Below are 20281 nucleotides of genomic sequence, written 5' to 3'. Positions count from 1 at the left end.
TTTATTTTTTTAATTGTCTACTTGACGGGGAGCGGTTCAATATTTTGTGACAGCTCTTTTATATCATTTAAGCAGTTCTGAAAATGGCGTGTCTGTATTTGCTCAGGGCGGCATATACAATCAGTCCGAGAACTCCGCAGGAAATGATTTCCCCGATGCCGACTGTCAGCATCATAAGCGGGATAGGAAGCAGTATCTGATACCCATAGCGCAGGACAAACGGTACGATGACCGTATTGGCCAGAACCGGCGGCAGCGGAGCGAGGAACTTGCTCTTCTTACGCAGCAGCCACGTGAATATGGCGCCGATCAGAGTCGCCAGACTTCCGAAAATAATATCCGGCAGGATACACCCGCCGAGTATGTTGCTGATGATACATCCGATGAACAGCCCCGGAACTGCGGCCGGAGTGAATACCGGGAGGATTGTCAGCGCTTCGGAAAGACGGACCTGCACTTCTCCGTAACTGAATGGTGCGAATACGACCGTGATCACTACATAGATCGCGGCAATCATCGCCGCCTGTGACATAAACAGTACTTTGTTGTTGCCTGAATTCTTCATTTTTCAATTCTCCTTTAGTTTTGTTTTACGTGTGGAAGGTCTCGAACACACGATTCATTTTACGGCGGGAATCGCCGGTAAGCCCGTAAGACCTTATTTTTCAGGGCTTGGGAACGATTGTTAGTATAGCATGGGGGGAGGGGAAAAGCAAGAAAAGTACAAAAAAAGTACAAAATTGGAAAATGCAGCGGCATGAAACCGCTACACTGAGCATTCAGTCTTTTTTGAAAAGGTCCCAAAACAAAATTTCTTGTTCGTTATCAGTATAATTATAAACAAATGTGAGGGTTCTGAATTCCATATACTCATATATATCTTTAACGAGTAAACGGAATGAATCTATTGGCACATTAACCCTTTTCTTACAGATAAAAAGAACCATGTTTGCTTTTACTGGGTGATACGGTTCCTCGTATTGATTTTTCATTATCCAATCCTCAGAACCGATTAAATCTTTTTCGTCATTAATTGTTGCGGCTTTATAGAGATGTTAGAAAAGCTAGGCGATTGCGTAGACACTACACCGGGCTATAGTGACAGGCTGATTATTTCAGGTAACGTCCATGTATAGAAAAGTAACAACCACACGGGTACTACGATACCTATGGGGCAAGCCAATGACCTGAATGTCATTGAATGGCAGAAGGATGACAAGACGGCCATATTATGCCTGACACAGGGGAGAACGATCACAAGAGTAATGAGACTGACTGAGAGCCGCTCGGAGGAATGTAGGATAATTGAAGAGCGATGGTAAGTGATATATAATTTACTTATTGGAGGATCTATGTATGAAGAATACGGAAAGCAGATTAGGAGAAGCACGATTTTTTTTCAATAAGATGAAAGAGAGTGAGAATGTATTTCCTGAATTTAATTATTATTTAAATGCATTTATTAGTTCATCGAGGTCGGTTTTATGGATTATGAATGCTGAGTATAATAAAATAGAGGGATGGCATAAATGGTACGCAGATAAGGAACCTGACGAATTAACGAAAATTATGTTAAAAGGAATAGTCGATGCAAGAAATAGATCTCTAAAAAAAGAACCTTTATATGCTAATAAGTATATAACGTTGGGAGATGATCAGTGCTATACTGACCTGATGGAGATTTTAGAAAGTTTAGTGGGAAGAGAATTGATTTAGAAATTAAACAATATACAGAGTGCAAAGAATACAGCTATAAACAAAGTAAAAATGAGTTGGTAATAACTGGTAAATAAAGTATTAACAAAACAATAGAAGAGTTTAAAAATAAAAGTATTATAGAAGTAGCAGATAAATATGTAGAATGGTTAGAAGAAATAGTTATAGAGTGTGTAAATAAATTTGGATAGCATAAATTATCTAATATGCCTCATAAAAATATCTGACCGTATTTTAACGAATTATACACTTGTTTTTGTGATTTGTTAGGTCAGCTCTACAAATGTGGTAGCTGTTTTCTTTGTTTCTCTAATGTAGCATATCTGGCGAAATAAATCTGCTATCTTTCCTTTCCGAAAGAGTATCGAGATATTCAAGACACCTTAAAAAGTAGTAAAACCCGCCCCCAATCCTGATAAAAGGGGCGGCAGTGGTTAAATGTTTAATTGTCCGAAGTCAATTGACAGGTCTTCATAGATGCCAGTTTTTACAGAATCAGAGAAATCATATTCTACCATATCCTCTGATTCAAAATTATAGACAGTGATACGGTTCTTGTCAGGGTCTACAACCCAGTATTCTTTTGTTCCGGCAGTGCGATATTTGAATAGTTTGGTTAGATAGTCCATGCGCCGGCTGCCAGTTGAGACAATTTCAATCACCCAGTCCGGTGCGCCTACACAACCTTTATCATTCAGTTTATCAGGATTGCAAATTACGCTAATATCAGGCTCCACATAGTTTTTATCATCCTCATTCAAGAACACGGCGAAAGGGGCAATAAATGGTTCACATTCTCCACCTTTTGTAGATATATAGTTGGCAATAATATTAAACAGTTTTCCGGCTATCCTCTGATGAGTTGTATTTGGGGCAGCCATATAGTATATCTGCCCGTCAATCAGTTCAGCACGTACGCCGTCAGGCAGTGCATAGATATCTTCAATTGTGTATTCTTTCTTTTGGTTTGGTAATGGCATTTTAACACATCCTTCCATGAAATAGTATTGACAGAGTGACAGCCGCTATTCGGTGGTTCTGATCAAACACACTTTAGGATACATATTAAGAATTTGGTTGAAAATCTACAATCAAATTATATCCCATAGCAGATAGAATTTTATCAGCGTCCTCACAACCAAAATTTTTCTTTGCTAATAGTTTAGTTAATCCTTGGGACTTGATTTGAAGCTTTTCAGCAATTTCACGTTGGGTGATTTTGCTTCCCAACATAAGTTTTTTGATTTCAATAATTATTTGTTCATTATCATTCAGCAAGCAACCGGATGCCGTATCAGGAGAATTCTTCACCTGATGGGAGGGGGCGGCAGTGATTAAATATTCAGTTGTTCGAAGTCAATTGACAGGTCTTCATAGATGCCTGCTTTTACAGAATCAGTAAAAGTGTATTCGATAGTATCCTCTGATTCAAAGTTATATACCATAATACGGTTTTTATCAGGGTCAACTATCCAATATTCCCGTACCCCGGCAGTACGGTATTTGAATAATTTAGTGTAATAGTCCATGCGCCTGCTTCCCGGGGAGACTATTTCAATCACCCAATCAGGGGCACCTGCGCAGCCTTGTTCATTTAGCTTATCAGGTGAGCAAATGAGGCTGATATCTGGTTCTACATAGGTTTTATCATCTTCATTCAAAAATACGGCAAATGGGGCGATGTAGAGCTTGCATAAGCCATCCTTGGATTTGATGTAATCACGGATAGTACCGGCAAGTTCTAATAGTATTTCTTGATGTTTCCTGTTTGGCGGGGCCATATAGTATATCTGCCCGTCAATCAACTCAGCACGTTCCCCATCAGGCAGAGAATAAATATAATCAGCAGTGTATTCGTTCTTCTGGTTTGGTAATGGCATTTTAACACATCCTTCCATGAAATAGTATTGACAGAGTGACAGTGGCTAATCAAATGCGTTCCATAGTTTCATTCGTATCCGGCACATATTCCATTAAATCTCCAGGCTGGCAGTTAAGCAGTTTACAAATAATAGATATGTTTTCCCATGATACTAATTCGTTGTTTCGAAATTTTTGCAATGTGGCTTCTCCAAGTAATTTTTCTTTGCGGAGACGATAAGTAGAATATCCTGCTGTTTTTAAAGCAGAAATAATATTGGTTTTGTACTGAATTGCCATTGGCAGCCTCCCTTTGATGTGAAATTGCGGTAGGATAGAAAGACCAATTTTCTATTGTGCTATTATTATAACAGGGATATACACATATAACAAGTGTATATCGATACCTTTCCCATTCCATTAATTAACAAACATAATGAAGTTGACCTATCTCAGGCTGGTCTTTATAATAAGACTCAAGTGGTGTTGGAAAGGTGGTCTGTATGGAAACGAAGAAATTAAAGGTTTTTATTGCGGAGGATGAGGCTGTCATCCTGACAAGCTTCAAGCTCATGGTTAGGGAAATGGGGTACAGCATTGCGGGAAGTGCTGCGAACGGGAAGGATGCGCTGGAAAAGATTCAAAAAACAGAGCCGGATCTGATTCTTATGGACATTAATCTTCCCGAAAAGGACGGTCTGTCTGTTTTAGAGGAGGTAAACCGTAATAAGGTGATTCCTTCTATTATCGTATCGGGTGAGTTTTCCGGGGAATTGGTAGACCGGGCAAATGAAGTTGGTGTATTCGGTTATCTGTTAAAACCCATTGACGAGAAGCAGCTGGAGGTGACGATTAAAGTTGCCTTGCGCAGATTCGAAGAGTTTAAAGAGATGAGTGATAAGCATGAGAATCTGAACATGGCGCTTAAGGAACGCAAGCTGGTCGAGCGGGCGAAGGGAATCCTGATGGATCGGTTTGGCGTGAAGGAATCTGAAGCCATGAAGCAGTTGCAGAAAAAAAGCAGGGATAAAAATAAAAAACTGGCGGTAATAGCCCGGGAAATCATTGATGCGGAAAAACTGCTGTCATAGGGGGTGTGTATATGTTTTGCATGGAGCATGTCGCAGGAAAAACGCCCGGAAGCAGGATCAGGGATGTCAGTATCATGGTGGATGGTCCAAGGATACAGGCCGTCATCTGTCCCAATATTAACACAATCGATGAGTTTATGCAGATACTGCACGAGGAGAATTCGATTCAGTCCGGAACTATAACGATGGATGGCGGGGAGTATTATGCAAAGGTTCAGGACAATCAGGTTGCATTCATTACCAAGAAAAAAAATCTATATTACAACTTGCCGGTGGCGGACAATATTATGCTTTCTACGGAAAAGATTCCGTTTTTCCTTTCGGAAAAGAAAATTGAGCAGAGGTGTGCTGCACTTTTGAAAGAGGTGGATTATTCGCTGGATGTTAGAACAAAGGTCCGGAATCTGTCGCAGGAGGAGAGGACACTTGTGTCAATTTTAAAAGCCGCAGCGCTAAAACCGAGGCTTTTGGTGGTAGATGAGATCCACGGAAGACTTTCTTATAAAGGGATGAGCTGCTTTCTCAGAGTACTTGAGATGCTCAAAAAGCAGGGGACGATGATCCTGTATTTTACGAGCCAGTGGGAGGACTCTGTAAAAATCGGCGAAGAGGTTACCGTGATTGCGCACGGGAAAACGTTCGGAGAGTATCTAGTGGAAGACATCAAGAAAAATCCGGCACAGATATATCATGTCATGCTCGGCGGGGAAAGACTAAAGAAAGATGAGAAGCAGGAAGAGTTCCTACAGGCTTTGAGTCAGGGTATCGGAGAAATAAGAGAAGGTTATGATCAAAGCAATATGATGAAGGAGCTGGCAAAAAGGATAACAAAAGAGCTGAAAGCGACCCACTGCAGAATATATCTGATTGACGAAAAAAATAACAGCATTATGCGGATCTCGGATGAAGAAGGCGCAAGGGTGCCTTTCATGAAAAAGGAGATATTGGAGGAACTAAATAAAAAACAGGAGATGTATTATTTTAGTATATTTGAGAATTCCGATTTCCTTTCATGTTTTGAAGATCATGATAATCATGACATGGAGACTGTTCTTGGCATCCCGATCAAATCAAACGGGGAGAATGTGGGTGTGATTCAGGTTTTCTATCGGAACTATTATGTTTACTCCGAAAAAGACAGATTGTATCTGGAACTGATAGGACGTGAGATCGCGATGCTGATCGAGAATTCGCGCCTGAAGGGGCGTTCGGTTCTTTTGCAGGAAAGCCATCACCGGATAAAGAACAATTTGCAGGTGATCATCAGTCTGCTTCAGATGGAAAAACTGATGCTCCGTCACAAACTGAATAATCCTGACAGTGTCGGTGAAGTGGGGGAGATGATCGAGGAAATCATAGGGCGCATTAAGAGCATCGCAACGATCCATAATATTCTGGCCCATGACCCTTCAACGAGAAATGTGGCCGACATTGAAGAGATTATCGGGGAAATACAGAAGTTTTACAGCCAGAGTGCAGAAGTCACAGTACATACTGATAAAGTTTTTGTGCCGTACAACAGATCGGCTTCTCTGGCACTTGTAGTCAATGAATTAATTAATAACAGTATTAAACATGCAAGGAAAGAGGACCTGAAGATTGACATCAGGATCAGCCGCGGGGAGGACATGATCATAATCGAATACAGGGATACAGGAAAGGGGTTCCCGGATGACTTCGATCCGGATGATCAGACCGGAATCGGGTTAATGGTGATTCAGTCCATTGTCTGTGATGAATTCAAAGGAAGTGTAGAATTCAGAAATGAGAATGGTGCATATATCATAATAAAAGCAAACGAAAATATATTTTTATGATAAAAATGCATAAAACTTATTGACAAAAGAAAAAATGAATGGTATTATTGGCTCAAACAGAAGAGAAAGAAAGCAAATTCATGGTTGATTTGCATAGTTTCGTGTAAAGGTTATGGACGCCAACACAATTTATTGTGTTGGCGTTTTTTGCGTTATCACGCGGGCAGCCAGATAAATACTACGCCGGCTAATTGTATTTGTACGAATGCTTTCTTTCCCGGGTGAAAACCCCTGTGGCAATAACAAAAAAGAAAGGTGTGTAATGTTATGGCATTAATTATTGGATTAAATAGTGGCAGTTCCTGTGATGGAGTGGATTGTGTATTAGCGGAGATTTCAATGGCAGAGGATCACCAGCCAAACCCTCCGAAATATCTGGGGGGAATTTCAGTTGACTGGCCAAAGCGTCTGAACGAGATGATCTGGGGTGCATTTGACTTAAAACTTGGGCTTAACGATCTTGCTAAATTAAACTATGCAATAGGAGGATTTTTTGGGATTGCGGTAAAAAAACTGCTGAAAGAAACCGGGCACACGGCGGATGAGATTGAATGCATCGGAGTGGACGGGCAGCAGGTATTCCTCCATCAGACAGACAGGGCGAAGGCAGATGCGGTTACAGATGAAATGTTTGAAAATGATTATCCGGATCTGTTTCTGGATGATATTTATGCATACGGATTCTGCTTCGGTGATGGAAATGTGGTTGCAGCCTATACCGACATCACGACCGTATCACAGTTCCGCCCCGCAGACCATGCAGTAGGAGGGCAGGGGGCACCTTTGATGCAGTATGTAGACTATGTGCTGTTCAGAAATGAAAAACCAACCCTGACTTTGAATATCGGCGGAATCTCTAATGTTCACAAGGTTTACAAAAACAGAAAGAAAATGCTTGGGTATGACTGCGGACCCGGGAATATCATGATGGATTACATAGCAAAACAATATTTTGGCGTGAATTATGATAAAGATGGAGCCATTGCAGCCAGAGGAAAGTATGACGAAGAAATGTTAAAAGAACTGATGACGGCGGATTTCCTAACAAGACCTTATCCGAGATCAGCCTGGAGAGATGATTTTGACTGTGAATATTCTGAAAAAATGAGGCAGAAATACTCCCATCTTTCGGATGAAGATATTATGGCGACTTTTAATGTGTTCTCGGCGGAAGCGATTGTTTCAAGTATACGTGAGTTTGTCGACCTGTCTGATACAGAGGTAATGTATGCAAGCGGCGGTGGTGCTTATAATAAGACCCTTTTGAAAAATATTCAGGAGAGACTGCCTGAACTGAAAGTAGAAACTTCTTTTGCAATCGGAATACCACCCCAGTTCAAGGAGGCCATGAAGTTTGCCACATTAGGTTATGCAGCCGTGCACCAGAGTGCGAATAATGTGCCAGGTGCATGCAGGGCAAGAAAGTATAACGTTTTGGGACATATCTGTGTAGCACCTAAGTATGCCCTTGGAACAGATGACAGTGAATAGGAAATCTCAGGAATAAGAAAGGCGGGAAATGGAACATGATAGAATTTAAACATATTACCAAGACTTTCTTTTCCAATAAGGCATTAGATGATGTGAGCTTTAAGGCGTATTCAGGTGAAATCCTTGCACTTCTCGGGCAGAACGGCGCAGGGAAAAGCACTCTGATGAAAATTCTGTCCGGAGTCTATAAAAAAGACGAAGGACAGATATTCATTGAAGGCAGGGAGGCGGAGCTGGGAAGTGCCGAGGAGAGCCGAAAAAACGGGATTGGTATAGTATTTCAGGAATTGAGTAATGTTCCCCATTTGACGGTGGCAGAGAATATTGTGCTGGCAAATGAGCCTCTAAAAGGAGCTTTTGTAGATAAGAAGAAACAACTTGAAGTTGCCGCGGAAATGCTTGCGAGAATGGGAATCGATGATATAGCGCCGGACAGGAAACTGCTTGGTATGAGTGTTTCCCAGCAGCAGATATGTGAGATTGCAAAATGTATTTCCCAAAATCCCCAAATTGTTATTTTTGATGAACCTACCACATCGCTGACGACAAAGGAAAAAGAAAAACTGTTTGAGATTATGAGGAAGATGAAGCAGGACGGCCTCACTATTATTTTTATCACACATTATCTGGAGGATGCCATCATGATGGCGGACAGATGCGTTGTCATGAAGGACGGAAAAGTTGCTTTCCACGGTATGATGGAAGGCTTAACTGAGAATCAGCTTGTCGGCTTCATGATCGGGGAAAAAGCAAGCGATTTCTACCCGGCATATCAGAATTATACGACCGAAGAAACGGCCCTTGAATTAAAAGGGTTTGGCGGAGGGGTAGTGAGCCCTCTGGACCTTACGGTCCGCTATGGGGAAGTGGTTGGGCTTTCGGGGCTGATCGGGGCCGGACGCACGGAACTTGCACATCTGATTATCGGCGAAGATAAAGCGAAATGCGGACATATTTTTGTTAACGGCAAAGAAGTATATATCAGGAATGAAAATGATGCATTAAGGCACGGAATCGGTTACATCAATGAGGACAGGAGAACGGGCGGGCTGAACCTGACGATGTCTCTTCAGTTTAACCTGTCAATACCAAGTCTGGTTGCCGGCAGGAAAGAGGTAATTAAAAAAGGAATGGCTGATGACCGCGGCATCAGCCGGATGGCAGAAGAAATGATAGGGAAACTAGGTGTAAAGTGTAGTTCGCCAAAACAGAAGCTGATGAATCTAAGCGGCGGAAACCAGCAGAAAATATCTATTGGGAAGTGGATTGCTTCCGGTGCAAGGATCCTGATTTTTGACGAACCTACAAAGGGGATAGACGTTCTTGCAAAAGCCAAGGTATATGAGGTGATCAGAGAACTTGCAAAGCAGGGATGTGCCGTGTTGGTGATCTCTTCCTATAACCCGGAACTGAAAGGGGTCTGCGACAGGATTGAGGTCATGGCAAAAGGGCGGATCACAGGAAGTTACGGGCGGGAAACAATAGAAGAAGAGTTGATGTTGGCACAGCAGAGATAAGCGGGAGGTGTATAAAATGGGTACAAAAAAGAAAGAAGCTTTTAAGGAAAGGTTAAATTCACTGACAGTTCTTTTAGTACTGGTGCTTATGCTGCTGGTATTCTCTGTGATTGCCAAGGGATTTTTTTCCACAAGAAATTTATATTACCTGCTGCAGCAGGTGTCAGTAGTAGGACTGCTTGCGGTAGGACAGACGTTTGTAATCGTTAGTAAAGGGATTGACCTGTCAGTGGGCACGACAGTCGGGCTGTCCTGTATCATGTCTGCGATTTTGATTACACAATACCATGTACCGGTGCTATTGGCGATAACACTGGCAATTCTTTTGGGAGCATTTGTTGGAGCAATCAATGGAATTCTGGTGGCCATACTGGGAATCCCCGCGTTTATTGCCACGCTGGGAACGATGTATGTATTTGAGGCAGTTGCCCTGCTGAGCTGCGGAGGGAATAATATTTATAGTCTGCCTGCATCCATCAAAGCATTTTCAAACCTGAATCTGCTGGGAATAATACCAAGTATCACGATCATTACACTGATTTTCGCGGTCGTGGCTCATGTTTTATTAAGCAAGACAAGATTTGGAAGGTATACATATGCGATCGGAAGTAACGAGGAGGCAGCCAGATTTTCGGGGATCAAGGTAAAGACAAAGTTATTTATGATTTATTTAATGAGCGGTATTCTGAGTGGAATCGCGGGTGCCCTGATGCTGTGCAGATTAAACTGCGGTGTGGCACTTGCCGGAGAGGGATATGAAATGAATGCAATCGCGGCCGTTGTTATCGGCGGAGGGAGTCTGTTCGGTGGTGAAGGCAGCATACCGGGGGCGCTGGTTGGGGCACTGATTATGACCGTGCTGTCAAATGGGCTTCAGCTTATGGGTGTATCCACATACTGGCAAAAGCTTTTAATCGGAATCGTTCTTGTATGCGCCGTATTTATTGATAATGTACGGAGAAGGAAAGAAATGTAAGAGAATACAAGAGAATATCAATTAGTGTAAAGGCTGGTTATCCGGTTAAGGAAACAAGATATAAAATTATAGAAGAAAGAGGATGAAAAACTTATGAAAAAGAAAATAGCTGCAGCTTTGGTAATGTGTATGGTATTAGGCCTGACCGCATGCGGGACAAATGGGGCCGGAGGTTCTGGGGAAGGCTCTAAAAAAGAAGATACGAAAAGTGGAGATACAGCAGAGATTCAGGTAATCCCGATGTCAACAGCATCCGCATACTGGCTTGCTGTAAAGCAGGGGGCTGAGGATGCGGCAGCTGACTTAAAGGAGGAGTATGGTAATATTCAGGTGAAATATGACGGGCCTCCGAAAAACGGGGATGCGACCGGGCAGATTGACATTATGAATAATGCCGTTACAGCCCAGGTGGATGGAATCGTTCTGGCAGCTACAGATCCTGAGGCACTTCTGGAACCTGTGAAAAATGCAATTGCAGAGGGCGTCCATGTTGTGACTGTGGACAGTGGTGTAGAGCCAAATGAAGCGGACTCATTCTTTTACACGAATAATATAGAAGGATGCAAAAAATTAGGGGAACATATGTTGGAGGAGCTGGGAAAGGATACGAAGGGAAGTTATGCAATCATCGGTGACAGCTATGAATTTGCGGCAGGTAAAGACCGTCCTGATGGCTTTGAACAGGCGATGGCGGAAAATGCAGGCATGGAATATCTGGGAATCCAGCTGGCAAAATCAGATATTGCAGAAGCAGAAAATATTTGTTCCAATTTCCTGACGGCAAATCCCGATCTGGATCTGATTTTTGCTACTAATGACGCTGCGGCACAGGGGGCACTAAATGCGTTTAATAAAGCAGGTATTACAAATGAAGTGAAATTATGCGTGGTGGATGTAAGTGAAGATGTTTTAACAGCTATGGAAAAAGGGATTATTGATGCAGCAGCACTTCAAAATCCTTATACAATGGGGTATGAGGGGGTTGTATCTATTATGAAACTTTTGAATGGCGAAACGGTGGAAAAACAGGTAGATACAGGCGTGTTCATCCTGACTCCGGAGAATATGAAAACAGAGGAAGCCGTAAAAGCAATCCAGCAGTATCTGCCGGATTATCAGCCTTAACAGGAGGGACAGGATGAGACCTCAATTTGCACCGTCCCTGATGTGCATGGATTTTCTGAATATCAGGGAGGATATGGAAATACTAAACCGGCATGCGGATCTGTACCATGTAGATATCATGGATGGACATTACTGCAAAAATATTACATTGTCCCCGGATATGGTGAAAGTATTTAAAAGTGTTGCAAAAAAGCCGATAGATGTTCACCTGATGACGACAGACCCGCTGGACTGGATTGAACGTGTAGCAGATGCCGGGGCGGATTATATTTCTCCTCATGCTGAAACAATCAATGCGAATGCATACAGGGTTCTGAATGAGATAGAGAATCTGGGATGTAAAAAAGGGGTTGTGTTGAATCCGGCAACGCCCCTTAGTATGGCTGAACAGTACCTGAAACGGATTGACCTGCTTACGATTATGACGATTGACGTGGGATTTGCAGGACAGCCGTTTATTGAAGAGATGCTGGAAAAGGTAAGGCTGGCGAAACGCCTGAAGGAAGAAAACGGGTATCATTACCAGATCCAGATAGACGGATCCTGCAATCAAAAAACATACAAAAAACTGTTTGATGCGGGGGCGGAAATCTTTATCGTAGGTTATTCAGGGCTTTTCAGACTAGAAGAAACTCTAGAAAAGTCATGGGGCAGAATGGAAGAGATATTCAGGCAGGAGACTGGCTGCCCTGAGATATAGAAGAAAAAATTTCGTTAATTTGAAATATATCTTTGCACAGGAGATCTAATGTGCAAAGATATATTTTTTTAGCAAACAGATACGTATCTATACTTGAAAGGCGGGAATATCTTGACTTATAAGGATAAGATGGTATTCTATATTTACTATTATATGATAAGTATTATATAAAAAATAAGGTTAAATAACTAAGATCGAAATAATCAGGAAGATGAGGAAAGGAAATTTGAAGCTGGGAATTGTAGGAACGAATTTTATAAGTGACTGGCTCGCTGAAGCAGCGGCAAAAGTGCCGGATGTGGAACTATATGCGGTTTATTCGAGAAAACAGGAGACAGGGGACGGGTTTGCCTGCAGGCATCAGATTCCAAATGTTTATACGGACTATGAGGAATTTCTGCAGTCAGACATAGAGGCTGTTTACATTGCAACGCCTACTTATGCACACTGTCCGCAGGCAATTGAGGCCATGCGTCATAAGAAACATGTTTTGTGTGAGAAGATTATGGCTGTAAATGAAAGAGAAGCGGCAGCGATGTTTGAATGCTCCCGACAGAATGAAGTCGTGCTGCTGGAAGCCATGAGGCCTGATTTTGACCCTGCATTCAGGCTGGTGGAAGAGAATCTTCCGCGCATCGGCAGGCTGAGGCGTGTGACGATGGAGTATTGCCAGTATTCTTCACGTTATGATAAGTTCCGTGCAGGTGAGATCCTCAATGCATTCAACCCTGAACTTTCAAATGCAGCAATTATGGATATCGGGGTCTATTGTATACACACGTTAGTCAGAATGCTCGGTATGCCGCAGGAAATAAAAGCGTTTTCCACGAAACTTGAAAATGGTTTTGAGGGAAATGGAATCGTAATGATGCAGTATGGGGATGTGACTGCCGAGGCGGTTTACTCAAAAATTACGGAATCTGTCAATCCGAGTATATTCCTCGGAGAAGAGGGAAGTATTCTTATAGGAAAAATTTCACAGCCGGATACGCTGGAAATCGTGTTCCGGGACGGCAGAAGAGAAGCTGTCCCTTATACGCCCGCAAAGAACAATATGGTTTACGAGGTACAGGAATTTGCCCGGCTAGTGAAGGGAAAATGCATTGAACATCCCTACAAAAAGTATTCTCTGGATACTTTGCGGGTTACAGATGAGGCCAGAAGACAGAACGGGATTGAATTTCAGGCGGATTCAGTGTTATAATAGTGCCAGAGTGTGTTTGGTGATTCACCGCACCCGTCCGGTGTTTTATGAAGGATAAAATATAAAGGGAATAAGGAGTATTTGGTATGGACCTGGTGACAATTCGAGAATTATTTAAAAACAGAGAAGAATATTTGGACAAGAAGGTAACTGTCGGAGGATGGATCCGCAGTATCCGCGACTCTAAGACTTTTGGATTTATTGTTGTAAACGACGGTTCTTATTTTGAACCGCTGCAGATTGTATATCATGATAAAATGGAGAACTTCGATGTGATCTCCAAACAGAATGTAGGGGCAGCAATCGTAGTAACCGGAACACTGGTAGCGACACCACAGGCAAAGCAGCCATTTGAGATTCAGGCAGACGAAATTTCCGTCGAAGGCGCCTCCGCACCGGACTACCCGTTGCAGAAGAAACGGCACAGTTTCGAATATCTCAGAACAATTTCACATTTGCGTCCGAGAACAAATACGTTTCAGGCAGTATTCAGAGTGCGCTCTCTGATTGCATATGCGATCCACCAATTTTTTCAGGAGAGAGGTTTCGTATATGTCCACACACCACTGATTACAGGAAGCGACTGTGAGGGTGCGGGCGAGATGTTCAGAGTCACAACTCTGGATATGGAAAATGTACCGAAGAACCCCGACGGCACCGTTGATTACAGTCAGGATTTCTTCGGAAAAGAGACAAGCCTGACTGTGAGTGGACAGCTCAACGGGGAGACATTTGCACAGGCGTTTAGAAGCATCTACACCTTTGGACCAACCTTCCGCGCAGAAAATTCCAACACTACACGCCACGCTGCAGAATTCTGGATGATCGAACCAGAGATAGCGTTTGCAGATCTGGATGACAATATGGACCTGGCAGAAGCCATGCTGAAGTATGTAATCTCCTACGTTCTTGAGAACGCACCGGAAGAAATGAACTTCTTCAATTCCTTTGTGGACAAGGGGCTGCTGGGCAGACTCCAGAATGTAGTCAGCTCAGACTTTGCAAGAGTTACTTATACAGAAGCAGTCGAACTGCTTGAGAAAAACAATGAAAAGTTCGAGTACAAGGTACACTGGGGGACAGACCTTCAGACAGAACACGAGCGCTACCTGACAGAGGAAGTTTATAAACGCCCTGTATTCGTAACAGATTACCCGAAAGAAATCAAAGCATTCTACATGAAGCTGAACGAAGACGGCAAGACAGTGGCAGCAGTCGACTGTCTGGTGCCGGGAATCGGTGAAATCATTGGAGGAAGCCAGAGAGAAGACGATTACGACAAGCTGACAGAACGAATGAAAGAAATGAACCTGAATGAAGAAGACTACAAATTCTATCTCGATCTGAGAAAATATGGTTCAACAAGACATGCAGGATTCGGCCTTGGATTCGAAAGATGCGTCATGTACCTGACAGGAATGTCAAACATCCGCGACGTAGTGCCATTCCCGAGAACTGTGAATAACTGCGAACTATAGAACATTTAATTGGGGACGTAACAAACTTCAAAAAGGTTACGTCCCCAATTGACTTTTGTGGTGTACCAAAATGGAGATTATGGAGGACATGATGAGATTTATCCACATTGCTGATGTGCATCTCGGGGCGCAGCCGGATGCCGGGAGTGCTTATTCTGCGGGGCGTCCGCAGGAGATATGGGAGAGTTTTTCACAGGTTATTGCCCTGTGTGAGGAGGAAAAAACGGATGTTTTGCTTATTGCAGGTGATTTGTTTCACCGGCAGCCTCTTTTGAGGGAGCTAAAGGAAGTGAATTATCTGTTTTCCACATTGTCACATACCGAGGTTGTTTTTATTGTGGGTAACCATGATTATATAAAAAAGGGGTCCTATTACCGTACGTTCCAGTGGAATGAGAATGTCCATCCTTTGCTTGGCAGTGAGCTTGGTTATGTGATGCTGCCGGAATTGGATCTGGCGGTGTACGGGTTTAGTTATCATGCAAGGGAGATACGCGAGGAACGCTATAACCTTAAAGCCCCGGGGACGGCGGAACATGAGATTCTTCTGGCGCATGGCGGGGACGAGAAGCATGTACCTGTCCGAACGGATGCTTTTGAAAATTCGGGGTTTGATTATGTCGCACTGGGTCATATCCACAAACCGCAGGCGTTGGTTAAGAATCTGGCTGTTTACGCAGGGGCGCTGGAGCCTGTGGATAAAAATGATACCGGGCAGCATGGGTTTGTCCGGGGGGAAATTACGGAGAAAGGGACGCATGTTGAGTTTGTTCCTTATGCATCCCGTGAATATTTTCATCTTGCGCTGCGGGTAAATGAGTCTATGACGAACGGCAGTGTGAAGGATTACATTAAAGGAACTGTGGAAAAGCGCGGTGTTCAGAATGTGTATAAGTTTATTCTGAGGGGGTACCGGGACGCAGATGTTGAGTTTGATACGGCCCATATGGATGTGTATGGAAATATTCTCGAGATTGAGGATGAGACGAGGCCGGCTTACGACTATCAGAAATTGTATGAAGAAAATCAGGATAACCTGATCGGAAAGTTTATCGGGGAGTTCTCAGGCTGTACAGAAGGAAGTATAGAATACCAGGCATTACAGGAAGGGGTTCAGGCGCTTTTGGAGAACAGTCTGATATAAAGAAAGTGGAAGAGTATGGAGATAAGGGAACTTTATCTAAAGAATTTTGGAAAATTTTCGGACTGCCATTTTTTTATGGAGGATGGGATTCAGATTTTTTATGGTGAAAATGAATATGGAAAATCTACGATTTATGCATTTATAAAAGCGATGCTTTTCGGCCTTGACCGCGGCAGGGGAAGGGCTGCGCAAAACGATGAGTTCAGCCGTTATGAGCCTTGGGAGAATCCCAATTATTACGCGGGGATCATGCGTTTTACAAGCGGCGGGAAACAGTTCCGGCTGGAGCGGAGTTTTGACAGGTATACGAAAAGTGCAAGTCTGGTCTGTGAGGATGACGGGGAGGAACTATCTGTTGAAGACGGTGATCTGGAGATGCTGCTTGGCGGGATGACGAAAGAATCCTTCGATAATACAATTGCGGTCGGGCAGCTTTCAGCGCGGCCGGGGCAGGAACTGGCGGAGGAATTGAAAAATTACGCGGCCAATTATTATGAGACCGGGAGCAGCACGGTGGATTTGTCAGGTGCTCTGGATAAACTGCGGATGCGGAAGAAGTCCGTTGAGCAGGAAATAAAGATACTGTATGAAAAGCAGGAAGAAAAGCGGGAGATAATCCGCCGCGAATGCCAGTACGTCACGAAGGATGCCGAAAAGCTGCAAAGTGAGCTGGAAGATAATCAGGAGAAACTCAAAACTTCCCGGGATTTGCTGCGGGATATGGAACTGCCCGGGGAGATGGATGAACCGGATAAAGACGGGCGGGGCGAAGCATATAACGAAGATGCTGGCCAGAAGAAGCATCCAGATACAGATTCGGGCAAGAGCTACATAACCCTTGGATTACTGGGAATCATCGCGGGCATTGCAGGTAGAATCTGGAGTTTCTTCACAGGATCGCAGTCCATATTTACAGGAGGCGGAGCCATTTCGGCCATGTCATGGATGATTCTTGCGGCAGGCATTCTTCTGGTTTGTTTTGGCGGCATAAAGTCAATACGCCATCGGTTTCATAAAAAATATGGCGGAGAAGAACTTCAGAAGCAAATAGAAAATCAACAGGGTAAGGACAAACAATTTCAAAAGTCTGAAAAAATAGAACAGGAAAAAGAATATCTGCAAAAGCTGAAATGGGAAAACCAGAGGATAAAATCGGAATGGAAGGAAAAGCAGGTGCGTTTCCAAAATCTTCAGGAACAGCTTGCGGAACTGGATATGCCTGAGCCGAAGATTAAAAACCTGCAAATGACAAGCCAGGCGCTGCAGATGGCGGAAGAGAAGCTGCTGTCTGCCTCCCGCCAAATGGTACAGGGGTTCGGGGACATACTGAACCGGAAAGCCTCCGGTATTTTAGGGCAGATAACAGAAGGACGTTATACAAGGCTCCTTGTCGACGAACAGCTGAATATGACATTGCTGGAAGACGGACGGCGGATTCTGGTGGAGAGGGTATCTGCCGGAACGATCGAGCAGGTATATTTTGCGCTGAGAATGGCAGCGGCGGAAATCCTTTATGAAGAGCCGCTTCCGGTCATTTTCGATGATGCATTTGCATTTTATGACGAAAAAAGATTAAAATCTACTTTAAAATGGTTGAGCGAACAGCAAAGACAAGTTATAATATTTACTTGTCAAAAACGTGAGCAGGAAATTATAAAACAATTCTGAAAACGGAGCGCAAAAGGGTCTGACCCCTTTGCGGATGTCCCTTTTTTGAAAGGAAGATTTACATGAAGATAGAGTTGCCAAGAAAAGTGATTATGATTATTAATAATCTTCAGCTGCATGGCTATGAGGCTTTTGCGGTGGGAGGCTGTGTGCGGGATTCGATTCTCTGCCGCAGGCCGGAGGACTGGGATATTACGACTTCGGCGAAGCCGGAGGAGATTAAGCGGTTGTTCCGCAGGACGGTGGATACCGGGATTGAGCATGGGACGGTCACGGTCATGATCGGTAAGGACGGGTTTGAGGTAACGACGTACCGGGTTGACGGGCAGTATGAGGACAGCCGTCATCCGAAAGAGGTGACGTTTACAACGAATCTGGAGGAGGATTTAAGGCGCAGGGACTTTACGATCAATGCGATGGCTTATAATGATGAGATCCGCCTTGTGGATGTGTTTGGCGGGATGCAGGACCTGAACCACCATCTGATCCGCTGTGTGGGTGACCCGATGGAGCGGTTTTCCGAGGATGCGCTCAGGATTTTGAGGGCGGTGCGGTTTTCTGCACAGCTTGCTTTTCCGATTGAGAAAAACACGGCCGAGGCGGTCAGGACGCTGGCTCCTACTTTAAAAAATATCAGTGCAGAGCGGATTCAGGTAGAACTTGTGAAGCTGATGACATCGAACCATCCGGAGCTGATTCAGGATGCGTATGAGCTGGGTATTACGAAGGTGATACTTCCGGAGTGGGATGCGATGGTAGGCGTGGAACAGAATACACGCCATCACAGGTATGATGTGGCGGACCATACGCTCCATGCGCTGAAAAATGTCAAGAAGGACAAGATTCTCCGTCTCACAATGCTTTTCCATGATATGGGAAAGCCGGCGATGAAGACTACAGATGAAAAAGGTGTTGATCATTTTAAAGGCCACGCACTCGTCAGCGAGGAGATTGCGCGGAAAGTCCTCAGGCGCCTGAAGTTTGATAATGAAACAGTTAAGACGGTGACACGCCTTGTCTGCTACCACGATTACCGGATTGAGGCGACTCCACAGAATGTCCGCCGTGCCATGAACCGGATCGGCGTGGAGCTGTTCCCTTATTATCTGGCGGTCCGTATGGCGGATGTCAAGGCGCAGAGTCCATATAAGCGGCGCGCAAAGATTGAAAATATCGTGGCAATGCGTGAGTTGTACCAGGAGGCGCTGATCAATGACCAGTGTGTGACTCTAAGGCAGCTCAAAGTAAGCGGCAGAGATCTGCTGAAGCTTGGCATGAAGCCGGGAAAACAGATGGGAGACATACTCAATGAACTGCTGGAGCTTGTCATTGATGAACCAGAGATGAATGAGAAAGAAAAATTATGTAATTATGTAAAAGAAAAGCTTGGCATTTAGCATACTCAGGCTGTCCCTTTCATAGATTAGAAAGAGTTAAATCGTAGAAACAGGGGGCAGCCATGAGAGATTATGAATTAGAAGTCTTAGAACAATATGATATAGAAGTGAAAGGCACCCGCAAAATAAGGGGTGCGTTTTTTTGCGACACAAAAGAGGGCACGATGCTGTTGAAGGAAGCTGATGTTTCAGACAGGCGTGTCCCTTTATTGTATATTGTCCTTAAGAATCTGGAAGCGGCAGGTTATCCAAATGTTGATACTCCGGTCTATAACAAAGAAGGGGATTTGGTCAGCGTATCGAGAGACGGATCCAGATACATGCTGAAAAAATGGTTTTCTGGCAGAGAATGTGATGTGAAACGGGAATATGAAGTGCTTCAGGCTGCGAGAAATCTGGCACAGCTTCATCAGAAAATGCAGTGGAGCCAGATTGTCGGAGATATGGACCCAATAGATGAGGATGCGGTCATACGTCCGCCTACAGGACGGCATTTGAAGGATGAGTTTCTCAGACATAACCGGGAATTGAAAAAAGTGCGTGCCTTTATTAGAAATAAAGTTTCTAAAGGCGCATTTGAGTTTCTGTTTCTGGAATATTTTGACCAGATGTATTCACTTGCAGAACAGGTGATCAAGAGGCTGGAAAATTCCAGATATGACAGCCTGTATCAGGAAAGCATCGAAGAACTAAGACTGGTGCACGGGGACTACAACTATCACAACGTGCTGTTTACCCCGGGCGGGATTGCGACGACAAATTTCGAACACTTCCGGGTGGACGTTCAGGTCCAGGACCTGTATTATTTTTTGCGGAAAGTGATGGAAAAACACCAGTGGAACGAGAACCTGGGGCAGTCCATGCTTTCGGCCTATCAGGAGATACGTCCGCTGGATACGCGGGAACTGGAGTATATGGCACTGAGCCTTGCCTATCCGGAAAAGTTCTGGAAAACGGCAAATACCTATTACCACTCGAACAAAGCGTGGATCCCCGAGAAAAATGTAGAGAAACTCCAGACAGCAATTACGCAGACGGAAGAAAAACTGCGATTTTTAGAGAATATATTTACTTTTAATTTATAACTGCCTGTTGTA

The 20281-nt window shown here is 43.8% G+C and carries 19 protein-coding genes; 15 read left to right on the top strand and 4 right to left on the bottom strand.

What is annotated here, in order from left to right:
* Positions 1-67: 67 nt before the first annotated feature.
* The gene (locus tag DWX43_RS23515; protein ID WP_109730818.1) at positions 68-565 is read right to left on the bottom strand and encodes a QueT transporter family protein; all 498 of its coding nucleotides are present in this window, start codon (positions 563-565) and stop codon (positions 68-70) included.
* A gap of 604 nt (positions 566-1169) precedes the next feature.
* Here DWX43_RS23515 and DWX43_RS27215 point away from each other — a divergent pair.
* Together DWX43_RS27215 and DWX43_RS23505 are read left to right on the top strand one after the other, a co-directional pair.
* Positions 1170-1322 carry a hypothetical protein gene (locus tag DWX43_RS27215; protein WP_187370895.1) on the top strand — a complete coding sequence of 51 codons (153 nt, stop codon included), beginning with the start codon at positions 1170-1172 and terminating at the stop codon, positions 1320-1322.
* A 34-nt stretch (positions 1323-1356) separates the two neighbouring features.
* A complete protein-coding gene (locus DWX43_RS23505; RefSeq protein ID WP_118622226.1) occupies positions 1357-1716 on the top strand; it encodes a hypothetical protein in 360 nt (119 codons plus the stop codon).
* A gap of 434 nt (positions 1717-2150) precedes the next feature.
* Here DWX43_RS23505 and DWX43_RS23500 read toward each other — a convergent pair whose 3' ends face one another.
* The 3 genes from DWX43_RS23500 to DWX43_RS23485 form a co-directional block, all read right to left on the bottom strand.
* Positions 2151-2696: a Uma2 family endonuclease gene (locus tag DWX43_RS23500; protein ID WP_118622224.1), complete on the bottom strand. Its 546-nt coding sequence runs from the start codon at positions 2694-2696 to the stop codon at positions 2151-2153.
* Positions 2697-3050: 354 nt separating this feature from the next.
* Positions 3051-3596 (bottom strand): Uma2 family endonuclease, encoded by a 546-nt coding sequence (locus tag DWX43_RS23490; RefSeq protein ID WP_118622222.1) that lies wholly within the window; start codon positions 3594-3596, stop codon positions 3051-3053.
* A gap of 49 nt (positions 3597-3645) precedes the next feature.
* On the bottom strand, positions 3646-3876 hold the full coding sequence (locus DWX43_RS23485; RefSeq protein ID WP_118622220.1) for a helix-turn-helix transcriptional regulator: 231 nt from the start codon (positions 3874-3876) through the stop codon (positions 3646-3648).
* Positions 3877-4079: 203 nt separating this feature from the next.
* Here DWX43_RS23485 and DWX43_RS23480 point away from each other — a divergent pair, with 203 nt between their 5' ends.
* The 13 genes from DWX43_RS23480 (at position 4080) to DWX43_RS23420 (ending at position 20269) form a co-directional block, all read left to right on the top strand.
* The gene (locus DWX43_RS23480; RefSeq protein ID WP_118622218.1) at positions 4080-4667 is read left to right on the top strand and encodes a response regulator; all 588 of its coding nucleotides are present in this window, start codon (positions 4080-4082) and stop codon (positions 4665-4667) included.
* An 11-nt stretch (positions 4668-4678) separates the two neighbouring features.
* Entirely contained in the window at positions 4679-6484 is a 1806-nt protein-coding gene (locus tag DWX43_RS23475) for a histidine kinase dimerization/phosphoacceptor domain -containing protein (RefSeq protein ID WP_109730813.1), read from the top strand.
* A 267-nt stretch (positions 6485-6751) separates the two neighbouring features.
* A complete protein-coding gene (locus tag DWX43_RS23470) occupies positions 6752-7975 on the top strand; it encodes an anhydro-N-acetylmuramic acid kinase (RefSeq protein WP_118622216.1) in 1224 nt (407 codons plus the stop codon).
* A gap of 35 nt (positions 7976-8010) precedes the next feature.
* On the top strand, positions 8011-9492 hold the full coding sequence (locus DWX43_RS23465; protein ID WP_109730811.1) for a sugar ABC transporter ATP-binding protein: 1482 nt from the start codon (positions 8011-8013) through the stop codon (positions 9490-9492).
* Positions 9493-9508: 16 nt separating this feature from the next.
* Complete coding sequence (locus DWX43_RS23460; RefSeq protein WP_109730810.1) at positions 9509-10468, top strand: ABC transporter permease; 960 nt, start codon at positions 9509-9511, stop codon at positions 10466-10468.
* Positions 10469-10561: 93 nt separating this feature from the next.
* The gene (locus tag DWX43_RS23455) at positions 10562-11593 is read left to right on the top strand and encodes a substrate-binding domain-containing protein (protein ID WP_109730809.1); all 1032 of its coding nucleotides are present in this window, start codon (positions 10562-10564) and stop codon (positions 11591-11593) included.
* A 13-nt stretch (positions 11594-11606) separates the two neighbouring features.
* The gene (alsE, locus tag DWX43_RS23450) at positions 11607-12293 is read left to right on the top strand and encodes a D-allulose 6-phosphate 3-epimerase (protein ID WP_118622214.1); all 687 of its coding nucleotides are present in this window, start codon (positions 11607-11609) and stop codon (positions 12291-12293) included.
* Positions 12294-12504: 211 nt separating this feature from the next.
* Positions 12505-13497, top strand: a complete 993-nt coding sequence (locus tag DWX43_RS23445) for a Gfo/Idh/MocA family oxidoreductase (RefSeq protein WP_109730807.1) — start codon at positions 12505-12507, stop codon at positions 13495-13497.
* An 86-nt stretch (positions 13498-13583) separates the two neighbouring features.
* Entirely contained in the window at positions 13584-14975 is a 1392-nt protein-coding gene (asnS, locus tag DWX43_RS23440) for an asparagine--tRNA ligase (RefSeq protein WP_118622212.1), read from the top strand.
* An 88-nt stretch (positions 14976-15063) separates the two neighbouring features.
* The gene (locus DWX43_RS23435) at positions 15064-16119 is read left to right on the top strand and encodes a DNA repair exonuclease (RefSeq protein WP_330582315.1); all 1056 of its coding nucleotides are present in this window, start codon (positions 15064-15066) and stop codon (positions 16117-16119) included.
* A 15-nt stretch (positions 16120-16134) separates the two neighbouring features.
* On the top strand, positions 16135-17787 hold the full coding sequence (locus tag DWX43_RS23430) for an AAA family ATPase (RefSeq protein ID WP_118622208.1): 1653 nt from the start codon (positions 16135-16137) through the stop codon (positions 17785-17787).
* Positions 17788-17849: 62 nt separating this feature from the next.
* Positions 17850-19184, top strand: a complete 1335-nt coding sequence (locus DWX43_RS23425; RefSeq protein ID WP_118622206.1) for a CCA tRNA nucleotidyltransferase — start codon at positions 17850-17852, stop codon at positions 19182-19184.
* A 62-nt stretch (positions 19185-19246) separates the two neighbouring features.
* Positions 19247-20269, top strand: coding sequence for a CotS family spore coat protein (locus tag DWX43_RS23420; protein ID WP_109730802.1), 1023 nt, complete (start codon positions 19247-19249; stop codon positions 20267-20269).
* Positions 20270-20281 lie beyond the last annotated feature (12 nt).

Source organism: Clostridium sp. AF19-22AC, assembly GCF_003479085.1.
Lineage (GTDB): Bacteria > Bacillota > Clostridia > Lachnospirales > Lachnospiraceae > Faecalicatena_A > Faecalicatena_A orotica.
Note: the sequence above shows the minus strand (reverse complement) of the source record. Positions and strands in the feature narration are given on the sequence as shown.

Excerpts from the sequence above, each read along its gene's own strand:
- DWX43_RS23515 (WP_109730818.1), bottom strand. The coding sequence starts at position 565 with ATGAAGAATTCAGGCAACAACAAAGTACTGTTTATGTCACAGGCGGCG.
- DWX43_RS27215 (WP_187370895.1), top strand. The coding sequence starts at position 1,170 with ATGGGGCAAGCCAATGACCTGAATGTCATTGAATGGCAGAAGGATGAC.
- DWX43_RS23505 (WP_118622226.1), top strand. The coding sequence starts at position 1,357 with ATGAAGAATACGGAAAGCAGATTAGGAGAAGCACGATTTTTTTTCAAT.
- DWX43_RS23500 (WP_118622224.1), bottom strand. The coding sequence starts at position 2,696 with ATGCCATTACCAAACCAAAAGAAAGAATACACAATTGAAGATATCTAT.
- DWX43_RS23490 (WP_118622222.1), bottom strand. The coding sequence starts at position 3,596 with ATGCCATTACCAAACCAGAAGAACGAATACACTGCTGATTATATTTAT.
- DWX43_RS23485 (WP_118622220.1), bottom strand. The coding sequence starts at position 3,876 with ATGGCAATTCAGTACAAAACCAATATTATTTCTGCTTTAAAAACAGCA.
- DWX43_RS23480 (WP_118622218.1), top strand. The coding sequence starts at position 4,080 with ATGGAAACGAAGAAATTAAAGGTTTTTATTGCGGAGGATGAGGCTGTC.
- DWX43_RS23475 (WP_109730813.1), top strand. The coding sequence starts at position 4,679 with ATGTTTTGCATGGAGCATGTCGCAGGAAAAACGCCCGGAAGCAGGATC.
- DWX43_RS23470 (WP_118622216.1), top strand. The coding sequence starts at position 6,752 with ATGGCATTAATTATTGGATTAAATAGTGGCAGTTCCTGTGATGGAGTG.
- DWX43_RS23465 (WP_109730811.1), top strand. The coding sequence starts at position 8,011 with ATGATAGAATTTAAACATATTACCAAGACTTTCTTTTCCAATAAGGCA.
- DWX43_RS23460 (WP_109730810.1), top strand. The coding sequence starts at position 9,509 with ATGGGTACAAAAAAGAAAGAAGCTTTTAAGGAAAGGTTAAATTCACTG.
- DWX43_RS23455 (WP_109730809.1), top strand. The coding sequence starts at position 10,562 with ATGAAAAAGAAAATAGCTGCAGCTTTGGTAATGTGTATGGTATTAGGC.
- alsE (WP_118622214.1), top strand. The coding sequence starts at position 11,607 with ATGAGACCTCAATTTGCACCGTCCCTGATGTGCATGGATTTTCTGAAT.
- DWX43_RS23445 (WP_109730807.1), top strand. The coding sequence starts at position 12,505 with ATGAGGAAAGGAAATTTGAAGCTGGGAATTGTAGGAACGAATTTTATA.
- asnS (WP_118622212.1), top strand. The coding sequence starts at position 13,584 with ATGGACCTGGTGACAATTCGAGAATTATTTAAAAACAGAGAAGAATAT.
- DWX43_RS23435 (WP_330582315.1), top strand. The coding sequence starts at position 15,064 with ATGATGAGATTTATCCACATTGCTGATGTGCATCTCGGGGCGCAGCCG.
- DWX43_RS23430 (WP_118622208.1), top strand. The coding sequence starts at position 16,135 with ATGGAGATAAGGGAACTTTATCTAAAGAATTTTGGAAAATTTTCGGAC.
- DWX43_RS23425 (WP_118622206.1), top strand. The coding sequence starts at position 17,850 with ATGAAGATAGAGTTGCCAAGAAAAGTGATTATGATTATTAATAATCTT.
- DWX43_RS23420 (WP_109730802.1), top strand. The coding sequence starts at position 19,247 with ATGAGAGATTATGAATTAGAAGTCTTAGAACAATATGATATAGAAGTG.